Source organism: Methylomarinum vadi (genome assembly GCF_000733935.1).
In the GTDB taxonomy this organism is placed as follows: domain Bacteria; phylum Pseudomonadota; class Gammaproteobacteria; order Methylococcales; family Methylomonadaceae; genus Methylomarinum; species Methylomarinum vadi.
The window spans coordinates 3,817,097-3,835,988 of sequence record NZ_JPON01000001.1 but is presented as its reverse complement, the minus strand read 5'-3'; the positions used below and the strand labels follow the sequence as shown (position 1 = coordinate 3,835,988).

The 18,892-nt window shown below is 52.8% G+C and carries 17 protein-coding genes; 7 read left to right on the top strand and 10 right to left on the bottom strand.

Annotation, left to right across the window (positions count from 1 at the left end; genetic code table 11):
• Window positions 1–387: 387 nt before the first annotated feature.
• The 3 genes from EP25_RS0119145 to EP25_RS0119135 form a co-directional block, all read right to left on the bottom strand.
• Window positions 388–921 (bottom strand): REP-associated tyrosine transposase, encoded by a 534-nt coding sequence (locus EP25_RS0119145; RefSeq protein ID WP_031435345.1) that lies wholly within the window; start codon window positions 919–921, stop codon window positions 388–390.
• A 255-nt stretch (window positions 922–1,176) separates the two neighbouring features.
• Window positions 1,177–1,500: a type II toxin-antitoxin system RelE/ParE family toxin gene (locus EP25_RS0119140; RefSeq protein WP_031435344.1), complete on the bottom strand. Its 324-nt coding sequence runs from the start codon at window positions 1,498–1,500 to the stop codon at window positions 1,177–1,179.
• The gene (locus EP25_RS0119135; RefSeq protein ID WP_031435343.1) at window positions 1,488–1,745 is read right to left on the bottom strand and encodes a type II toxin-antitoxin system Phd/YefM family antitoxin; all 258 of its coding nucleotides are present in this window, start codon (window positions 1,743–1,745) and stop codon (window positions 1,488–1,490) included. Before EP25_RS0119135 ends, EP25_RS0119140 begins: the two co-directional genes overlap by 13 nt.
• Before the next feature lie 429 nt (window positions 1,746–2,174).
• Between EP25_RS0119135 and EP25_RS0119130 the strand changes: the two genes are divergently transcribed.
• A complete protein-coding gene (locus EP25_RS0119130) occupies window positions 2,175–2,513 on the top strand; it encodes a UPF0175 family protein (RefSeq protein WP_031435342.1) in 339 nt (112 codons plus the stop codon).
• Window positions 2,514–2,554: 41 nt separating this feature from the next.
• Complete coding sequence (locus EP25_RS0119125) at window positions 2,555–2,989, top strand: DUF3368 domain-containing protein (protein WP_152555688.1); 435 nt, start codon at window positions 2,555–2,557, stop codon at window positions 2,987–2,989.
• Window positions 2,990–3,820: 831 nt separating this feature from the next.
• Here the strand turns inward: EP25_RS0119125 and EP25_RS0119120 are convergent.
• Both EP25_RS0119120 and EP25_RS22195 read right to left on the bottom strand, forming a co-directional pair.
• Window positions 3,821–5,365 (bottom strand): ATP-binding protein, encoded by a 1,545-nt coding sequence (locus EP25_RS0119120; protein WP_031435340.1) that lies wholly within the window; start codon window positions 5,363–5,365, stop codon window positions 3,821–3,823.
• Between the two features lie 186 nt (window positions 5,366–5,551).
• Window positions 5,552–7,132, bottom strand: a complete 1,581-nt coding sequence (locus EP25_RS22195) for an IS1182 family transposase (RefSeq protein ID WP_051906908.1) — start codon at window positions 7,130–7,132, stop codon at window positions 5,552–5,554.
• A 470-nt stretch (window positions 7,133–7,602) separates the two neighbouring features.
• Between EP25_RS22195 and EP25_RS0119110 the strand changes: the two genes are divergently transcribed.
• From EP25_RS0119110 to EP25_RS0119100, 3 genes are all read left to right on the top strand, one after another.
• Window positions 7,603–8,109, top strand: coding sequence for a general stress protein (locus tag EP25_RS0119110; RefSeq protein ID WP_031435338.1), 507 nt, complete (start codon window positions 7,603–7,605; stop codon window positions 8,107–8,109).
• 156 nt (window positions 8,110–8,265) lie between these two features.
• Window positions 8,266–8,634 carry a NifB/NifX family molybdenum-iron cluster-binding protein gene (locus EP25_RS0119105; RefSeq protein ID WP_031435337.1) on the top strand — a complete coding sequence of 123 codons (369 nt, stop codon included), beginning with the start codon at window positions 8,266–8,268 and terminating at the stop codon, window positions 8,632–8,634.
• A gap of 99 nt (window positions 8,635–8,733) precedes the next feature.
• Window positions 8,734–10,146, top strand: coding sequence for a cytochrome c peroxidase (locus EP25_RS0119100; protein ID WP_031435336.1), 1,413 nt, complete (start codon window positions 8,734–8,736; stop codon window positions 10,144–10,146).
• A 439-nt stretch (window positions 10,147–10,585) separates the two neighbouring features.
• On the opposite strand, the gene EP25_RS0119095 is transcribed toward EP25_RS0119100, so the two are convergent.
• The 4 genes from EP25_RS0119095 to feoB are packed head-to-tail and all read right to left on the bottom strand — an operon-like array spanning window position 10,586 to window position 16,779.
• Entirely contained in the window at window positions 10,586–11,521 is a 936-nt protein-coding gene (locus EP25_RS0119095) for a SufB/SufD family protein (RefSeq protein WP_051906906.1), read from the bottom strand.
• The gene (locus tag EP25_RS0119090; protein ID WP_031435334.1) at window positions 11,508–12,230 is read right to left on the bottom strand and encodes an ATP-binding cassette domain-containing protein; all 723 of its coding nucleotides are present in this window, start codon (window positions 12,228–12,230) and stop codon (window positions 11,508–11,510) included. The genes EP25_RS0119095 and EP25_RS0119090 overlap by 14 nt, the downstream gene beginning before the upstream one ends.
• Before the next feature lie 4 nt (window positions 12,231–12,234).
• The gene (locus EP25_RS0119085; RefSeq protein WP_051906903.1) at window positions 12,235–14,223 is read right to left on the bottom strand and encodes a heavy metal translocating P-type ATPase; all 1,989 of its coding nucleotides are present in this window, start codon (window positions 14,221–14,223) and stop codon (window positions 12,235–12,237) included.
• Between the two features lie 24 nt (window positions 14,224–14,247).
• Window positions 14,248–16,779: a Fe(2+) transporter permease subunit FeoB gene (feoB, locus tag EP25_RS0119080; RefSeq protein WP_051906901.1), complete on the bottom strand. Its 2,532-nt coding sequence runs from the start codon at window positions 16,777–16,779 to the stop codon at window positions 14,248–14,250.
• Window positions 16,780–17,142: 363 nt separating this feature from the next.
• Here feoB and EP25_RS0119070 point away from each other — a divergent pair, with 363 nt between their 5' ends.
• Both EP25_RS0119070 and EP25_RS0119065 read left to right on the top strand, forming a co-directional pair.
• Window positions 17,143–17,841: a metal ABC transporter ATP-binding protein gene (locus tag EP25_RS0119070; RefSeq protein ID WP_031435331.1), complete on the top strand. Its 699-nt coding sequence runs from the start codon at window positions 17,143–17,145 to the stop codon at window positions 17,839–17,841.
• Between the two features lie 5 nt (window positions 17,842–17,846).
• Window positions 17,847–18,617: a metal ABC transporter permease gene (locus EP25_RS0119065; protein ID WP_031435330.1), complete on the top strand. Its 771-nt coding sequence runs from the start codon at window positions 17,847–17,849 to the stop codon at window positions 18,615–18,617.
• 11 nt (window positions 18,618–18,628) lie between these two features.
• Here EP25_RS0119065 and EP25_RS0119060 read toward each other — a convergent pair whose 3' ends face one another.
• Entirely contained in the window at window positions 18,629–18,853 is a 225-nt protein-coding gene (locus EP25_RS0119060) for a DUF2835 domain-containing protein (protein WP_031435329.1), read from the bottom strand.
• Window positions 18,854–18,892: the final 39 nt, after the last annotated feature.

The following is an 18,892-nucleotide window of genomic DNA, read 5'->3' as shown; positions in this document are numbered from 1 at the left end:
GGGCGGGTTATTCAACCCGCTCCTAACGTTTCTTAGCTTAAATGGTTTCTACGCTTTGCGTCACCGCCATTAAGTTGAAGCCAAGTATGGCTGACATTGAATATATCCATGTAATCTGGATGTCGGCATTATCCTTGTGCCTTTTAGGGCATGACGACAAGACGGCTTAACTTAGGATGAAGTAGGAAATAATTTTCCTACACTCGTTCCCACGCTCTGCGTGGGAACGCAGTCTAAACCGCTCTGCGGTTCGGGGCTCCGGAGCATCCCTGTCTAAGTTACCACGCAGAGCATGGTAACTTAGACAGGGAAATTATTTGTTCGCTGTTTCCCAAGCTCCAGCTTGGGAAAGCCACCCCGAAAGGGAAGCTCCAGCTTCCCGAAACCTCACCACTCTCGGATAACATTGATCAAACCCTCCTGACCCAGATAATTACGCGCACTGGAATAGCGCCAATGCTCCGGCCGATCGACATAGCCGCGTTTCACTGGGTTTTGATGGATATAGTCCAACTTCTGCCGCATCACTGACTCGGACTCGATCAGTTGCGGATGACTGCCTTCCTCCCAAACCTGATAGCGGCTTTCCTGCTTGTAAGCGCGTTTGAAAAACGCCAGCATATGCAACAACTTGCCAGACCGCTGTCTCTCCAAATACGCAATGATTTGTTTCGCTGTATAAGACTTGAAACGCTGCATGTCGTGATTCAAATCTTCCGAAGCGGCGATCAAATGCAGATGATTTTCCAGGATGACATAACCGTATAATCGAAAACCGGCCGTTTGCTGAAGAAAGCGCCAGGAGTCCAGCACAATGCCGACCGTTTGCGGGCGCGTGAACAGCGGCAACCAGTAATTGATCGTCGCCGTCATAAAATGCGGACAGTTATTAATGAGAACTCGGTAACTGCTTCTGGACATTTTATGCTCCGATAGATTTAGATGGGAAGCTGGAGCTTCCCGCACCCGTTTCCCAAGCAAGAGCTTAGGAAACAGCATGAATGGTTACTACGCTCCGCGTTACACTCGTGAGCGTCCCCAGTTTGAGTTGCCACGCAGAGCATGGTAACTATCGGGAAGTTATTTAGCTTGATACGAATAGCATCGGATTAGAATTTGGTGAACAGTGGTACTTGAACCTTCATATTTTTTGTACCCTATTGGCGTCAAGCAATGTTATTTATTCAGCTTTGCCTTTTCCTCAATCAAATAATTTCGGAGCATCCTTTCCGCTCTCATTACGTACAAAATCAAGACTTTTTCCTGTTCGACTTGGTAACGATAGAAAACCCGACAAGGACCAACGATAACTTCTCTATATCTTGAATCGGTTAATTCAGGCGGTATTCTGCCCGACTCAGGAAATTGCTCAAGCCGTTCAACAACGGAAAAGACTCTTTGCACCAGACTCCGCGCAGCCGTGAAATTATCCAACGCAATATATTCGGCAATATCATTCAGATTAGCTACAGCAGGCTCGGTCCAAACTATTTGAGCCATTTACTCATTTTATCGATCGCTTCTTGCTGGCTGAATGTGCGATTTTCCATAACAGCCATTTCCCCTCTGGCAATCCCTTCAAGCACAGCTAATCGATTTTGCATCAGTTCGTAATCGTCTACATCCACTAAATAAGCAGATGGTTGCCCATGTTCGGTAATTAGCACGGGCTCTTTTGTCTCATGCAAGTCCGCCAGAATTTTAGTAGCCTGGCGTTTCAAAGTGGTTACAAGTTCAACTTTCATAAAAAGTGATACTACTCTATCACTTCCCGATTAACAAGGTATGGGCCATAACAGAAACGGGTATATGCGGATTTGGCCGTAACCGGTTGGTTCCGGGCGGCAAGTACATTAAGCGGGATGGGTTATTCAACCCGCAACGAACGTTTTCCTTAGCTTGTCTGTCGTTAAAAAATCGTTCATGACCGGATTGCAAATCCCGTCATGCTGCGGTACCTGAGGAGTGCAGCATGCCGCATTACTTACATAAAAGGTTTCTCCGCTCTGCGTTAGAACCCAACTCAGAGCGCACCGCGTCCCGAACCACAAAGCGACTCAAAAGATATATTAGGGACGACCGGAAAAGTCGCTGTAATCCTCCCACAAACACCCACTTCTTGACGTAGTCTCTTAGCGTGGACTACACTTCGTTTTTTATGCCGAGTCCTAATCATGTATGCCACGAATGTCAGAAATTTAAAACGCAACCCGTCCGAGGCGCTACGTCATGCGGAACAGGAACCTGTTCTAGTGCTTAAAGGCAATCAACCCAATGCCGTCATCCTTCATCTTGAAAAATCGCTTGAACAGACCTGCCAACAATTGAGACCGGCTTTGGCTGCGAGTTTATTCAAAGAAAAAGTGCTGTCTTTAGGCGCGGCCGCCCAAGTCAGCGGTTTAAGCCTGTCAGAATTTATCGAACATTTAACCGATTTGGATATCGACTTGGTCGAGCCTGATAAACAAACGGAACATGAGTTGGATGCTTTGGATCAATGGCTGTCGTCATAGCCGATGCCGGCCCTCTGATTGCCTTGGCCAAGCTTGAAAAGTTGGATTTGTTGCCGGCGCTGTTCGGCAAAGTATTGGCAACTCAGGCTGTCGTGGATGAATGCTCAAAAGGCAGTGGGCATGATGCCGTTTTGATTCAAGAAGTTTTTCGGACTGAGGGCTTTCGATGTATCGATACGCCGGACTTTAAACACGCTTTGTCTCGCAGTCTTGGCGTAGGCGAACTTTCTTGTATCGAATTCGCATTACAACAATCAGCCGAATCGGTACTGTTGATTATGGATGATGCATTAGCGCGCAAACAAGCTTTACGTTTACAACTAAACATCGTCGGAACGGCGGCGTTATTATTCGTCGCCGAAAAAAAGGGTTTGATTGCCGACGCCGAGTCATTCATCGAATTGCTTAATAAGTCGGGCCATCGTATTTCGCCATCTGTCGTGACTATTTTAAAAAAGAAGCATTCCTCAAAATAATCAAGACCGCCGCAGTCCCTTTCACCGAATGACGACTATCCCTGTCGACACCAGGGCTCCCTCATTAAAAAATACCTGAATCAACACATTGGTCAATATCGTCATCCCTTTGGGCGTGGCGGATTATTTAACCCGTCCCAAACGTTTAACTTACTCGAGTGACGGTTGAATCGTTCAGAACCTCGTTGACCTGCATTTCGCATAGCGAACATGTGGGCTACTTGCTTTTCGCGCCGGGGGCAAATTGGGCGTTGTACATATCCAGGCGGATTGCCTGGCGGCGAAGATATTCGGATCTTGGGCCACACAAATTCGCGTATATTCGGTTGCGATGTCCTTCGTAGATGTAGGGCGGCTTCGCGAAGCAAGCCGCCAAAAAAACCGCCTCCGGGGCAAAATTGGCCGTGTACGCGGGGCGTGTTATTCAACTCCTGGGAAAGGAGAGGAGTCCATATCATCATCCTGCCTAGCGTATTTGTTGTTAATTTTCTGTTGTGCCACTCATTCATTTAATGAGGTAGCCCTGCTGTCGACACACTAAACCCTTGACAAATCATTGATCCCTTTGTCTGTTTCCATTACGCCATTCGCGTTCGTCACAGAAGTTGATTTGTTAGCCGCCAGTTAATTTTAGTGGTCTGCCCGTCTTGAAAGCATCCGATCCGGAGACAATCCGTGATCTTTATATCGACAACTCTACAGTACGCTACCTTATCGCTAATGAAATAGTTTCTATTTTAAGAATTTGGCACAACAAAGAGAATGAAAAGAATTTATAAGAATCGCATGAAAGAAGCATTGCATTCATCACAGTAACAATCGAATTTCGCGTTAAACAGCCTCCCAATCGAAACGGACGATGTTGCGTTCGGTTTTATCAAACTCGATACCGATCAACATAACCCGAAATTCTCCACTGGCGTATTTTTGCCAATATTTTCTTGCCTTGATCTGCGCCAATGCACGCCCCGCCTCGCCCTTTCCTTCCAGTACTTTAAATTCAATAATAAAGACCTTTTCCGCCAACTTCACAGTCAAATCAATCCTACCCTTATTGGTGACATCTTCCGCCGTCACGGTTAGCCCCAAAGCAGCCAAACAACAATACACGATGGAAGCATAATAACCTTCATAATGGGCCAACTGGTTTTGCCGATACCAATCATTCGAAATCGAGGCGAACAGCGCGGTCAAAGCCTGCCGCAATTGTTCCGGGTCGGCCTGCTCGAAAGCGTTATAAATGCGCATTTGCTGACGCGTCACGAGACCCGCTTGAGCATGCATCAAATCCCGCAGCAAGTGGCTGTTCAAGCTGGCCTTGACCTCGCGGTTTGGGTAGGTCAGATGATAAAAACACTCGCCGCCCAATTCTTCCACACGCTCGATAGTCAAATATCCGGTCTGAAATAATACGTTTTCCAGCGTGATGTCGTCGATATCGAAACCGGTCAGCATCGCATCGTCGACAACCACATTCTCCAAATCGGGAACAGAATACTGTCGCTCTCGAACCAACTTAATCAGAAATCCCGGACTACCGCTCTCGAACCAATAATTCTTGAACAAACGCTGTTCCAGATACAGCAACACATCGAATGGGTTATAGACCTTCTCGCCCAAAAAGTTATAGCCGTTATACCACTCGGCCAACTGGCTGAAGTCCACTCCCTGCAAACGCTCGTTGAACACAGATTTAATTTCCGCCAAAGTATAACCGCATAACGCGGCATAGCGGCAATCCAAAGAGATATCCTGCAAATTGTTCAAGCCACTGAACAAGCTGACTTTGCTGAATTTGCTCACACCGGTGAGTAACGCGAATTTGAGATAAGCGTCCCTGTCTTTGATCACAGAATAAATATTGCGCAGACCTTCTCTGATGGAAACGGCGCGCTCCGCATGTTCGATATTATCCAAAATAGGCTTATCGTATTCATCGACCAACACGACGACCCGCTGCTGAAATCGATCAGCCAATCGTTTGATCAATTCGGAAAACCGATTCGCCAGGTCGTCATGCTGCAACTCAACACGATAAAGCTCCGCCGTCTCGTCCAAAATTGCCCGAAAACGCTCGTCCAACATAGCCGCCGAACTGACGACACCCCCTCCGAAACTGATATGTATCACCGGATAACTCACCGACCAATCCCATTGGTCTTGCAAATATAAGCGATCAAATAAAGCCTTCTCGCCGGCAAAGACCGATTTAAGCGTGCTAACCAACAACGATTTGCCGAATCTTCGCGGCCGCGCCAGAAAATAATATTTACCCGAAGCAATCAGCTCGGCAATCAGCGGGGTTTTGTCGACATAATAATAATTACCGTCGATCAGTTCAGAGAATGTTTGAATACCAATCGGCAATTTTTTCATGATATGAGCAATAGCGCTTTAGAAAAAGTCATTCGAATAATGGGCAAAAATCAAGCATAAACATTCAAATATCCATTCCTTATTTCCTTCTCCCTATGGAGGCTGTCGTAAAACCCCAATTTCTTTGATTTACCACTGGAAACCGGCCGTATTTCCCACGGCCGGCGAAGCTGGCAAGTCAGTAGTTTAACCATGACAAATGTCGAACTTTCGGTCAAACGAGCTCATAAACCGGCTAAGCCAATGATATAAAGCGCGAAAAAGAGCTGCCACTAATGCGCGGCTCAGATTGTAGGCCATGGCGTGCAAGGCGAATTCCACTTTGACGCCCGCCAAACCTTTACGGCGAAAGCGATTCAAGCCTTGGCGACCGCGTAGCTGACTGAAGACTGGCTCCACCATGGCCTGCCGCTGCCGATAGCGTTGCCGAGGTTCGGGCTGGGCCATTTTCAGGCGCAGGGCTTCTTTTTGGGTATCGCTGTCATAGCGTTTGAGGGTGCGACCGCTTTCGCTACGCGTGCATTGGGATTTCAGCGGACAGTCTGAACAGGCATCGCAGGCGTAGACGGTATAAGCATGGCCACTTTTACCGCCTTTGCAGGTGTGACGGCGAGTCAAGCGTTGTTGCCCCGGACAGCAATAAGTGTCGTCGTCGGCCTGATAAATAAAGCGGCTTTTGGGGATTTGTTTGTTGGATTGTTTGTTCCAATCGTCTCCTTCACTTTGGCCTTCCGGACAAAGCAATTCGATGTTGTGTTGCTCAGCAGTATCCAAGACGCCATTGCTGAAATAGCCAGCATCGAACAGAGCTGTTTCGACGCCTCCCAGGGCTTGGGCGCGATCCAGTAAACCTGGCACCACCTCGGTTTCACTGGAAGGATGAACGTCGCAAGCCACGATCACTCGATTGTCGTTCGCCAATACCGACGGTTTATAACTGCTGCGAAAGTCTTTGGAGTTCTTTTGCGGCTGTAATACCGCCTCCGGCTCGTTGCTTTGTACTTGGGTCTTGGCCGGATCTTTGCCTTTGGCGGCTTGTTTTTGCTGGCGAGACTTTAGCTCGGCTTGGGCTTGTTCCAGACCGTTCAAACGCTTAGTCGCAGCCGCATCGTTTGGGTTGGCTTGCGCGGCTTCCTTCGCTTGCGCCAAGGCTTGGTTGAGCGCTTCTTCCTTCATCAATCGAAACCGGGAGGACATGGCTTCGATCACGGTACCGTCGCCCGCCAACGTCGTCGTGCCTGAGCCTGTGACTTTCAAAGTACGGCGCGCCAGTTGATCGAAAAATTCGGTCGTCAATGATTCGGCATGCTGATGGACGAAACGGCCAATGACTGAGTGATCCGGCATGATACCGCCACTTAGCCACCAACACCCCACATCGGCTCGAGCTAAACGCTCCAAGTCGCGCAGGCTGCTGATGCCTTGTAACAGGCCGTAGAGAATAATCCCCACCATCGCACGTGGCGCATACGGCGGACGCCCGCCGGGCCGATAACGGGCTTCGAACTCGGCGAAGGATAGCGATTGCAGGAAGGGGCGCAATTTCAACGGGATGGTTAAGCCGGCGTGCTCCAGATGTTCGCCGAGCGGTTTACCGTTGATCGATAAGCCGCGCGGGTCGGGCGCTTCAAAATGGGCCATCGGTTCGCTCGAGATCGATTGAGCGATCAACTCAGGTAACGGTTCAACCTCGCATTCATCGAATAGCGAATACTGCTTGGCGCTATACAATGTCCTGACGGGTCTAATGTTCACTTCGGCTGCCATTGATCTATTTCTAATAGGTTTGGATAGGGTTATTTTACCGTATGTAGCTGGTTGGGGGGCTTTTACGACAGCCTCCTTTTTGGGCGGGTAGCCTGTAAAAAATTCCTCGGTAATACCGGAAACTGATCTTTTCTCCGTCAACTCGACTGAAAGTGAACTCAAAAAGGGTTCGAAGATCTTTCAAGTATATTAGCTTTATGTTATACATCCTAAAGAGCATCGTTTTATAAAAAAATGTTGTCATGCTCGCCTGGAAGCGGGTATCCAGTTGCAGGGATGGTGCTCTTTAAACATCCCTGTCGCCTGGATTCATGCAATCCATGCCGGAATGACGGACTTAGGTATAAAGGCATGCCTAAAGAGTTAGCATTTAATTGCTCTGCAGCACTGTCCGAATCGAAATAGGGTGGATTTATACACTATCATTACCTGTAGTTTTTATAGGTCCAGCCAACAAACAGGAGACTACAATGAGAAGAATATATTTTTTGGTGCCGAACATCGACATTACCCGCAAGGTGGTCGAGGAGCTGCGCTCGCAAGGCATCGAGGACAGACACATGCATATCCTGGCAAAAAGGGACACGCCGCTGGAGGATTTGCCGGAAGCAAACGAATTTCAAAAAACCGATTTTATTCCGGCGGTGGAACGCGGCGCGGCATTGGGCGCAACCACCGGCTTATTGGCGGGATTGGTTGGTTTACGCTTTGCCGGCTTCGCCATTGCCGGTGGGCCAATATTGGGCATCTTGTTTTATGGTGCAACGATCGGCGCGATTATGAGCGGCTTGGCGGGACTACAGGTAGGCAACTCCAAAGTCAAACAATATGAAGAAGCGATCGAACAGGGAGAATTCTTGGTCATGGTCGACATCCCCAAGGAACGCATAGAGGAAATCAGTCAATCGATCACCAAGCATCACCCTAAAGCGGAATTTGAAGGCATCGAACCTATTTTACCGCCGGGTTATAAGTAACCGTTTAATAGTGCCATGCACTGGGTAGCCGGTCCGCGCCGGTTTAGCCCAGACTGTTTAGGGAATGAGCCGTTTGACATTGCGGACGGCAAGCAAAGACGCTCGAAATAGCTTTATTTTTATATTCTTAACGGAGAAAGAGGATATGACTCGTTTATGAAAATAGCCGTTGCCAGCCAAAATCGTAAGCAAATCACCGGACACACCGGACGTTGTAGGAAGTTCTGGATCTATTCGGTCGAAAACAATAGGGTGACCGATAAAATCTTGCTCGAATTTCCCAAGGAACAATCCTTTCATGAAAGTTCGCCATTAGCGCCCTCTCCTTTGGACGACGTACAGGTTTTGATTTCTGGCGGCATGGGGAGCGGTTTGGCGCGCCGGTTGCAGGAAAAGAATATCGAGGCCTTGGTGACGCTTGAAACGGAACCGGACAGTGCGGTCCATGCCTATCTCGACGGTACGCTAAAGACTGAACCCCTGGAGCCGCATGAGCACGAGCACAAACATCAGCATCGGACATAGAAACTATTGCGATAGAACCGTCCTTCATCATTCCTGATGCCGCACCAACGGAGTAAGCGATTAGGGACGTTAATCCCCTCAAACTAATGGGAATCAACAATGAAAAAAATACAATGGTTATTACTTATACTCGTGGCCGTCTTGTTATTCTTTCCAATTTCCAACCTGATCGGGCTGCAGGGTAAAAACGAACCGATTCCCACTGTTGCGGGCAGCTCCGCCAGTTTCGCCGAAGTATCGGGTATCTTGCAGGAAAAGTGCGTCGATTGTCATTCGCCCGGCATGACTCGGATGCCGATTTATGCCGATTTGCCGATCGCCAAACAGTTAATGGAGCAGGATATCGAACAAGCTTCGGCGCGCATGGTTCTGTCGAAAAAACTCTACAGCGGCGAGGAATCCTTTAGTCCGCTGTTGTTAGCTCGCATGGAGCATGTCGTCGCCAACGCCAGCATGCCGCCGCCGCTATATCTGCTGATGCATTGGGAAGGCAAGCTGACGCCCGATGAAAGAGACCGGATTTTATCCTGGATCTCCGAAGAGCGAAGCAAACTGGCCTGGAGCAAGGATTCGGCGGACGTTTTCAAGGGCGAACCGGTACAGCCCTTGCCGTTGACGGTGGAACTGAACGAACAAAAAGTGGCCCTGGGCGACAAGCTGTTTCACGATCGTCTGCTGTCCGGCGACGACACGCTAAATTGCGCCTCGTGCCATGACCTGACCCGCGGCGGCACCGACCAGGCGAAGGTCGCAACCGGCATCCGTGGCCAACAGGGGCCGATCAATTCGCCGACCGTTTATAACGCCATGTACAACATCGCCCAATTCTGGGACGGCCGCGCCAAGGATCTGCAGGCCCAGGCCGCCGGCCCGGTCGCCAACCCGATCGAAATGGGCGCGATCTGGGACGATGTCGTCGAAAAACTGAAACAAGTCCCCGACTATCAACAAGCCTTCGCCGAATTGTATCCGGAACAAGGCTTGAACAAGGAAACCGTCACCGATGCGATTGCCGTTTTCGAGGAGTCGTTGGTCACGCCCAACTCGCGTTTCGACCGTTATTTACGCGGCGAACCGAATGTTTTGAGCGTCGACGAACAGGCGGGCTATCAATTGTTCAAATCCAATTGCGCCTCCTGTCACTTCGGCCCGGCCCTGGGCGGAAGATCTTATGAAAAAATGGGCGTGAAGCGAGACTATTTCGAATTGCGCGGCGGCCCGTTGACCGAGGTCGACAACGGCCGTTTCAACGTCACCCATGACGAAAAAGACCGCCATTTCTTCAAGGTGCCGGTCCTGCGTAACATAGAACTGACCTATCCCTATTTCCACGACGGTTCGGTCGACACGCTGCCCGAGGCGGTGCGCATCATGGCCGAAGTTCAGCTCGGCAAGACCTTCACCGGCGATGAAATCGGCAACATCGTCGCCTTTTTGAAGACTCTGACCGGTGAATACAAGGGCGTGCCGCTCGCGGATTTGACCGCCGAGGATCTGAAGCAGCAGCCTTAAAAACATCGCGCCGGGGAGGCGCTCCTAGCCAACTTATCTTCTGGACCCCATGCTCCTGCTGCGTGGGGACCCGTCTGCGTCGCTTCGCGGCGCGGTACGCGCAGCGTCCCCTAGATGCGTTTCCACGCTAAAGCATGGAAACGATGAGGATAGAAGAAATCGGGTTAATATTTTTCCATATCCTAACGATCATGGCGCTTGGGCGCCACCCCAGCCGATGGAAGTGTCAAGCGCCTGATCGTTCCCTCTCCCCGACCCTCCCAGAGGGGAGATTAATGTACGCTTTGCGACTTTCATAGTAAAGGACAACGCCCTCGCATCGCGCCGAGGGCGGCGTTCCTACCTGCCTTCGAGGAAACTTCCCAGAGAATGGGATGAAAGCGGTTACTACAGCTGAATACGTTCACTGTCCGATGTTCGCCTCCCGTCCGTCGAACGCTCAGCGCAACATCCCCAGCACGATCATGTCGGTCGCCTGCTCCGGAGACAGGCCGTGGGCGATCAGGGTTTCCATTTGTTTCTTGTCGACGGTGCCGATGGCCGCTTCATGGGTGATTTTGGCCTGGGGGTGGCACACCTTGACCAGCGGCGTCGATTGCCCGACTGCCCTATCCTTGATGATTTCCAGGCAGTCCATGTGGCCTCTGGCGCCCTCGGCGCGGCCTTCGGTCGTGCCGAAAACTTCCGCCCGCGCGTCATCCTCCAAGGCGACCCGGCTCTTGATCATGCCGCGGGAAAATTTACCGTTCAGGCTGACCGTTTCATTGATGTTGATCAGGTCGTCGGCGTGGCCGAATACGCGGGAACTGAGTTCGACCATGGCATATTCCTCGGCCTGTACCGTTTCGTTCAAATCGAGCCGACCGACCAAGCCGCTGGTCAGGGAAAAATCCGCCGCATACCTGCCCTTGCGTGCGACCGTCACCTGACCCGTCGTTTTTACGTCGATGCCGGCGGAAAGGCCGTGGATATGGCCGTCGGTGAAACGCATGTCGGCGCCGGCGCCGACGTCGATTCGTTTGTCCATGCTGTGTCTGAGGATTTCGGCGTTGGCGAACAAACCATGGGCGATAAAGTGAACCCTGGCGCCGGCCTCCAGTTTGATTTCGATGCTGAAATGCTGCTCGCCTGTCCGTTGCAGCAGGCCGAAACATAAATGGATCGGCTTAAGCACCTGCATATTTTCTGCAATACAAATCCTGGCCGTCGTCGACTCGGCCTGTTGCTCAATCTGCATGGTCACGCCGGGAATGGTTTGCCGGCTCAACAGGCGTTGGCCGTCGGCGACCAGATGCGCGGTATCGCGATCGTTCAGAACATTGCCGTCCGCCCCGGCGCTGTTTAACCAAGCCGAATATTGTTCAATGGCTTGCATGGCTACACTCCTTTCCGTCGCAGACCAGGCAGTTTCGGGCCTTGTATTGGTCGATAATGGTTTCGGGCTGTCCGCTCGAAACGATTTTTCCGCCGCAAAGCAGCGAAGCCTTATCGGCGATTTCGGCGGCTTCCTCGCGGTGGCTGATCAAGAGTATCGCCGACCCCTGTTGTTTGATCCGCCGGATGACCGCCAGGATGCTTTTTATCGAGACCAAATCGATGCCGGAAACCGGCTCGTCCAGAATGCAGAGCTTGGCGCGCAGAACCCACATCGAAGCCAGTTCGATACGCTTTCTTTCGCCGCCGCTCATCGTTTTGTCCAACATGCGGTGCAGATATACGGCAGGATCGAGTCCGACCAGCTCCAGACTAGCGGCGGCAACGTCTTGACTCCGGCCCAGGCTCAGATAATCGCCTACCGTGATGCCCTCGAACAAGGCCGGTTCCTGCCAGGCCAGGGTAATCCCGGCCTTGGCCCGCCGTTGCATCGACCAGGAAGCGATATCCTGTCCGGCGAAAATAAGTTGCCCGCCGGCGGGGCGGTAGCCTTCGCTGCCCATGATCATCCGCGCCAAGGTGCTCTTGCCGGTGCCGTTGGTGCCGATCAGGGCGTGTATTTCACCGGCATCGATGGCCAGGTTCAAATCATCGAGTATCCGTTTCTGCCCTGCCGTGTAAACCAGATGGCGGATGTCTAATAGCGCCATCGCCTCAACTCTCTTGTTCCGCCAGCGTTTCGGGTTTGTCTGCCGCTTGTTCCAGTCGGCACAATTGCCGGCGGTTGGTGTAATCGTCCATTTTCTGGAACAAGGGGCCGACGAGGGAGCGTTCGATCGCGGAAAAATACAGGCGGCCCGCATTGACGACGACGAAGACCGAACTGACATGATGCAGCAGCGCGGCGAAAATCGGATTGAGCAGGCCGAATGTCGCCAGCGCCAGGCCCACGCTGTTGAAACCGACGGCCCACAAATAATTCTGCCGAATGATGCCGCCCATTTTGTGGCTCAGCTTAAGGATAGTCACCAAATCCTGGGCGTCCTGGCCGAGGATGACGACGTCCGCCGACGTGATCGCCAGATTGACGTTCTTATGCCCGCCGATGGCGATGCCGACATTGGCCGCCGCCAGGGCCGGCGCGTCGTTTACGCCGTCGCCGACCATCGCTACCCGGCCTCGTTGCTGAAATCGCTTGACCAGAGCGGTTTTATCCGCCGGCGTGCAATTGAAGAAATATTCGTCGGCGCCGATGTAATCGGCGACCCGTTTCGCTTCTTGCTCTTCGTTGTCGCCGGTCGCCAACACGACGTTTTCGATGCCGCACGCGCGAATCGTGTTCGCCATTCCCTGCATTTCCGCTTGCATGATGTCGCGGATCACGATCACGCCTCTGACGCGGTTATCCACCGCCACCCAAATGGCCCGGCCGGTATATTCGATAGCGGGCAGTTCGATATCGCGGCTGGCCAGGGTTTCGGCACTGCCGAGCAGGACTTCCTGCCCCTCTATCCGGGCCTTGATGCCTCTGCCCGGCAGGTCCTCGGCCTGTTCGACCGGTAACAAGTCGGTTATTTGCCGTTTAGCGGCGAAATTGACGATCGAGCGGGCGATCGGATGGTCGAAACGTTCTTCGACCGACGCGGCCAGGCGCAACAAATCCGGTTCCGCGATATCGATGGTGATGGTCTGGCTGACCTCGGGTTCGGCCATCGTCACCGTGCCGGTCTTGTCGAGTATCAAGGTTTTGATGTCCTGCATGTTTTCCAGCGGTTCGCCGCCGCGAGCCAGAATATTCGAACGCGCCATGCGGCCGATATTGGCGGCGAAGGCGGTCGGCGTCGCCAAGGCCCAGGCGCAGGGGCAAACGACCGCCAGCGCGGTCGCCATCAGATGCAGACTGCCGGTTATGAACAACAGCAAAAAGGCGTAAGCGGTGACCGAGAGCAGCAGGACCTGCACCGTGGTATCGGCGCGGCGCTGCAGCTCCGATTTGTTCTGCAGGCTGTTTTCGATCTCCCGGCTGATGACGGACAGAAACGATTCGTCGCCGTCTTTGGTCGCCTGTACTTGCAACGGCGCGGTCAGGTTAAGCGTACCGGAAACCACGGCGGCGCCGCGTTCCTTATACACAGGAAACGGTTCGCCGGTGATTACCGCCTCGTCAATCGACGAGGCGCCGTCGCTGATGTTGCCGTCCACCGGAATCATCGCCCCCTTGGGCACGATGACGATATTGTGCTTGCGGATTTGCTTGATCGGTATTTCCTTGACTTCCGCGCCTTGCAACACTTTGGCGGTTTTCTTCCCTTCCCCGATCAGGCTTTCGATTTTTTCCCGGTTCTTTCTGATGATCGTAAAGGAAATATACAGGCCGAAACCGATAAACCAAGCGACCATCGCCCCGCTCAACGGAGCGCCGTCGATCAGCGTGATGGTCATGACCAAGACGATCAGCAGCTCGGCCGAAACCTTGTGCATCAACAACACGCTTTTCAGCAATCCTTCCAGATACAAGGCCAGACAAAACAAATAAAACGGCATGCCCAGCCAGTAAAGTACGGGGATACGGTAAAGCGCGTCCAGGCCGAAAAACAGGACCGGGATGACCGCCGCGATGACCCGCAGCAACATGATGTCGCCGCGCGGACTGACTTTCAGTAGTTCGGCATCGATTTTGTCGAAATAAGCTTTATAAGACATGGCATGAAATCCCTTGGTCGAATGTTAAACGGAGTCGGAAGACTGAGCCCGCTGTCTCCCCCAATAGCGAAATGATAGCACTACGGCAACCACGAACACGGCGATACCCGTCAGCCAGAGCGTCGCAGCGAGCGGATGTCGGCTAAAGGTCGCCAATTGATAAAACGCCGTTGCGGTCAGATAGGCCAGCGCCGTCGCCCACAATACCATAAATACTGTCCAAGCCCGGCCCGACTCGCCATAGGCGGCGGAGGTCGTGGCGATACAAGGAAAATACAACAGCACGAACAGCAGATAGGCGAAGGCGCCGATTTGTCCTTGGAAATGTTGCTGCAGCGAGACGGCAAACGGCGTCGCACCAGGCGCCTGCGGCGTGCCTGACAACCCGAACATCTTGCTCAACCCGGCCGGTATGGTCAGCACGGCCCGCCGCAGAGCCTCGACCAGATCGTAATCTTGCTTGTGCATCCCCGATGCGGGAGCGTTCTCGCTATAAATCGTTTTCAAGGTGCTGATGACGACGACCTTGTGCAGGATGCCGGTGAACAAGGCCACGGTTGCCGGCCAGTTGTCCTCGGCGACCCCCAAAGGCGCCAATGCCGGCGTCACGACGCGGCCGGCCGCGCTCAGCACCGAACGTTCGATGTTGTTCGGTTTGAACGAACCATCGGTGCCCAATGATCCGAGCAGGTTCAAGATCACGACCATCATGATAATGATTTTGCCGACCCGGACGACGAAAGCCCTGACCCGGGTCCAGCTGTTGAGCCAGACGTTTTTCAATTTCGGCACATGGTAACTGGGAATTTCCATCATCACCAGCGAGAACTCCTCGCGCAGAAACGTGTGTTTCAACAATAATGCCGTCAACACGGCGAAACCCACCCCGATCGCATACAAGGTAAAGACGACGATTTCGCCGTTGTCGGGAAAAAACGCCGCGGCGAACAGCGTGAACACCGCCAGCCGCGCGCCGCAGGTCATGAAGGGATTGAGCAGGATGCTCAGCAGGCGGTCGCGGGGTTGCTCCAGGGTGCGGGTCGCCATCATCGCCGGGACGTTACAGCCGAAGCCCAGAATCATCGGCACAAAGGCCTTGCCGGGCAGACCCAGCACACGCATGAAGCGGTCCATCGCGAAGGTCGCCCGCGCCATGTAGCCCGACTCCTCCAGCAAGGAAATGAACAGGTACAAAAAACCGAGAATCGGCACGAACGCGGCCACTTCGCGTATGCCGTTTCCGACGCCGGCGGACAATACCATAATCAACCATTGCGGACTGTCCAATAAAGCCAGCACATGCGCCGTGCCGTCGATAAACAGCGCTTGGGCGACATCGTTGAAGAACGGCTTGAAGGCGCGTCCGAGTTTGATCGTGAACGTGAACATCAGGTACATTACGGCGAAGAAGATCGGTATCGCCAAAAACCGGTGCAGCATGATGTTGTCGATCTTATCGGACAGTGTCCGGTTGGCGGCCGATTTCCGTCTAAGCGTCTCCCGCACCAGATTACCGATAAAGCCGTAACGACTGTCGACGATCAGAATATCGGCCTCCTCGCCCGTTTTGTCCTCGATTTCCCGGCAAAGCCGTGCCGCCAGCTCGACCGTCTCGGCATCGGCATGGTCGAGGGCGAAACCGTCCTGTTCCAGCAATTTAGCGGCAAACCAGCGCGCATCGCCCTGTTGCCCCGCGAGTTGCCGTTCGACCCGCGGCTGTAATTGATCCAGCGCCTCGCCGACAACCGGGGGATAAACGAACGGCGCCTGCGACAACGGGGCCTGTTCGGCCAAACGGTTGATAGTCGACTTCAGGGTCCAGACCTGGTCGGTGCGGGTCGCCATCAACGACTCCAACGGACAAGCCAGGCGGCGGGCGATTTCATCGCTATCGATGACGAGGTCGCGGCCGCTGGCATCGTCCATGTTATTCAGCACCACCAGCAACGGCAGACGCATTTCCAGCAATTGAGTGGTCAGATACAGGTTGTGTTCCAGATGGGATGTGTCGACGATATTGATAATCAGGTCGGCCTGGCGCGACAGAATGTAGTCCCTGGCGATTTTTTCATCCAGCGAGGTCGCCATGGCGCTGACGTCCAGGGCATAGATGCCGGGCAAATCGACCACTTCGACCAGCTTGTCGTCGTAGCGGTAAAAACCGCTCTTGCGTTCCACCGTCACTCCCGCCCAGTTGCCGACATGCTGGCGGGCGCCGGTCAGGCCGTTGAATAAGGTGGTCTTGCCGCAATTGGGATTGCCGATGACGGCGACGGTGAAACGGCGGTCGGAAGGAAGGGGTTTGTTAGTCGTTGCATCATCCGGCAATTTTTCCACTTTCAGGCCGGCCACTTCGTTCCGGCGCAAACTGAGGTCGGTGCCGCGCACCCTGATCTCGACCGGATCGCCAAGTGGGGCGCTGCGGATGACCTCGAATTCAGCGCCAATCGTCAGCCCCATGGCCAACATTTTTTGCCGGTAAGGCAAAAAGCTTTTGTCGTAATCGGCAACGCGTCCGCGCTCGCCGACCTTCATCTCCCGCAAGCTTACCAACATGTTTAGCTGTCCTTTTATGGTCCCATTGGATAATGACCTGCTATCGCCAAACCATCATCGCAAGAATTAGAAAATTAGCTTTATCTTATGATTAATGCTAAAACAATTTCGCTTGAGTTTGCAAAGTTTATCCGTTGTTGTCGGGCAAACTCGGATAACGGACGAAATTTTGTTAATCTCGGCGATAAAGCTGTTCAGTTTGAAGGCGCTGTACAATAATAAAACCAAGTCGGCAATACGCCTAGTAGTCAACTAAAATCGGTTAACAGGATATTGGTCCGCCGCTATTGGATTTCTGCATCGACTGTCGATCGATTACGGCATAGCGTACTTGAATATTATTGCCACCACAGGAATAAGACGATGAATGAAAAAAACACACTATTAACGGTGCGCGACCTGCGGATAAATTATGGCGCGGAACCGATAATCAGCGGTCTATCCTTTACCGTGTCGCAAGGGGATATCTTGATTTTCCTGGGCCCGAACGGCGCCGGCAAGACGACGCTGCTTAGGGGCTTGCTCGACTTGTTGCCTTATCAAGGCGATGTCGAGTGGAATGCCCGCAAAATCAGTTACCTGCCGCCGCAGGAATTTCTGCAACGGCAAAATCTGCCGCCGCTGACGATCGAGGAATTCTTTGCCATCAAGACCACTGACCGTCAAGCGGTTCTGTCGATTTTCCAGGAAGTGGGGCTCGACGAGTCCTTGCTGGCCCATCAGTTCGGCCAATTGTCGACCGGCCAATTCCAACGCATGCTGATCGGTTGGTCGCTAGTGGACAATCCCGATGTACTGATATTGGACGAACCGACCTCCGGCATCGACGTCGGCGGCGAGGAGACGATTTACAGCCTGTTGTACCGCTTCTGGCACAAACAGAATCTGACCATAATGCTGGTCACCCACGACCTGAACGTCGTTTGGGAATACGCGACCCAGGTTATTTGCTTGAACAAGCAACAAACCTGCATGGGCAAACCCGACGAGGTGTTGACGCCGGAACAACTTAAACAACTTTACGGCACCGGCATCAAATTTTACAAACATCAACACGGATAACAGTCATGGTGGTACAAATTGTTCTTGCCCTGATCATGGGCGTGGCGGTCGGCGCGGTTTCCGGCTATCTCGGTTCTTTGATGCTGACCAAACGCATGACGCTGATGGGGGGGGCGCTGGGCCACTTGACCTTGCCGGGCGTTGCCTTGGCCTTGCTTTACGACTTCGATGTCTCGCTGGGAGCGATTCTGTTCCTCGGTTTCGGCGTGTTGCTGATAGGCGTGCTGGAACGTAAGACCTCGTTGCATTTGGAAGCATTGACCGCGGTGGTTTTTTCCGCCTCGCTGGCGACCGCGTTTCTGTTCTTACCCAAGGAGGAAACCGATATCGCCTTGTTGGGCGATATTTCAAACATTTCCTATATTACTCTGTTGGTGACGGTCCTCATTTCCGGAGGCCTTTATCTGGCCATCAAAGCCATTTACCCGGAACTGATATTGGCCGGAATTTCCCCCGATCTGGCCAAGACCAGCGGTATCGACCTGAAGCGCAATAACGTCATTTACCTGGTCTGTATCGCGATTACCGTCGCCCTGGGCGTTCGCATCGTCGGCGGCTTGATGACCGCCGCGCTACTGGCAATTCCGGCGTGTACCGCGAAAAATATCAGCGCCAGCCTGAATAGTTATGCGCTGATCAGCACCCTTGCCGGAGGCTTGGCCAGTTTGCTCGGTATCATCGTCTACGCCTTTTCCGGCATAGCGGCCGGGCCGATGATCATCATCGCCAGTGTCGTGTTATTTCTGTTTTCGGTGTTTGCATCCGTCAGAATATAGCTCGGCGCCGGTCAGCCGATTTTCCTGATGCCGAGAAATTTATGCCGCGGGGACAGCTCCATTTCAAAACGCCCCTGTATGCCTTCCTTGGTCAGAAAGGGTTGGATCTTGCCGGCCGGAAAATCGATGATTCGGCCGTCTTCGGCCTTGACCCGCACCGTTTTACTAATGCCCTGGTAAACGCTCAAGTAACGGTCGTAACTGATGCTCAGGTAGAAGCGGATAATTTGGTTCATGACGCAAAAACGCCGGCCTGAGCCGGCGTTTTGGGACAG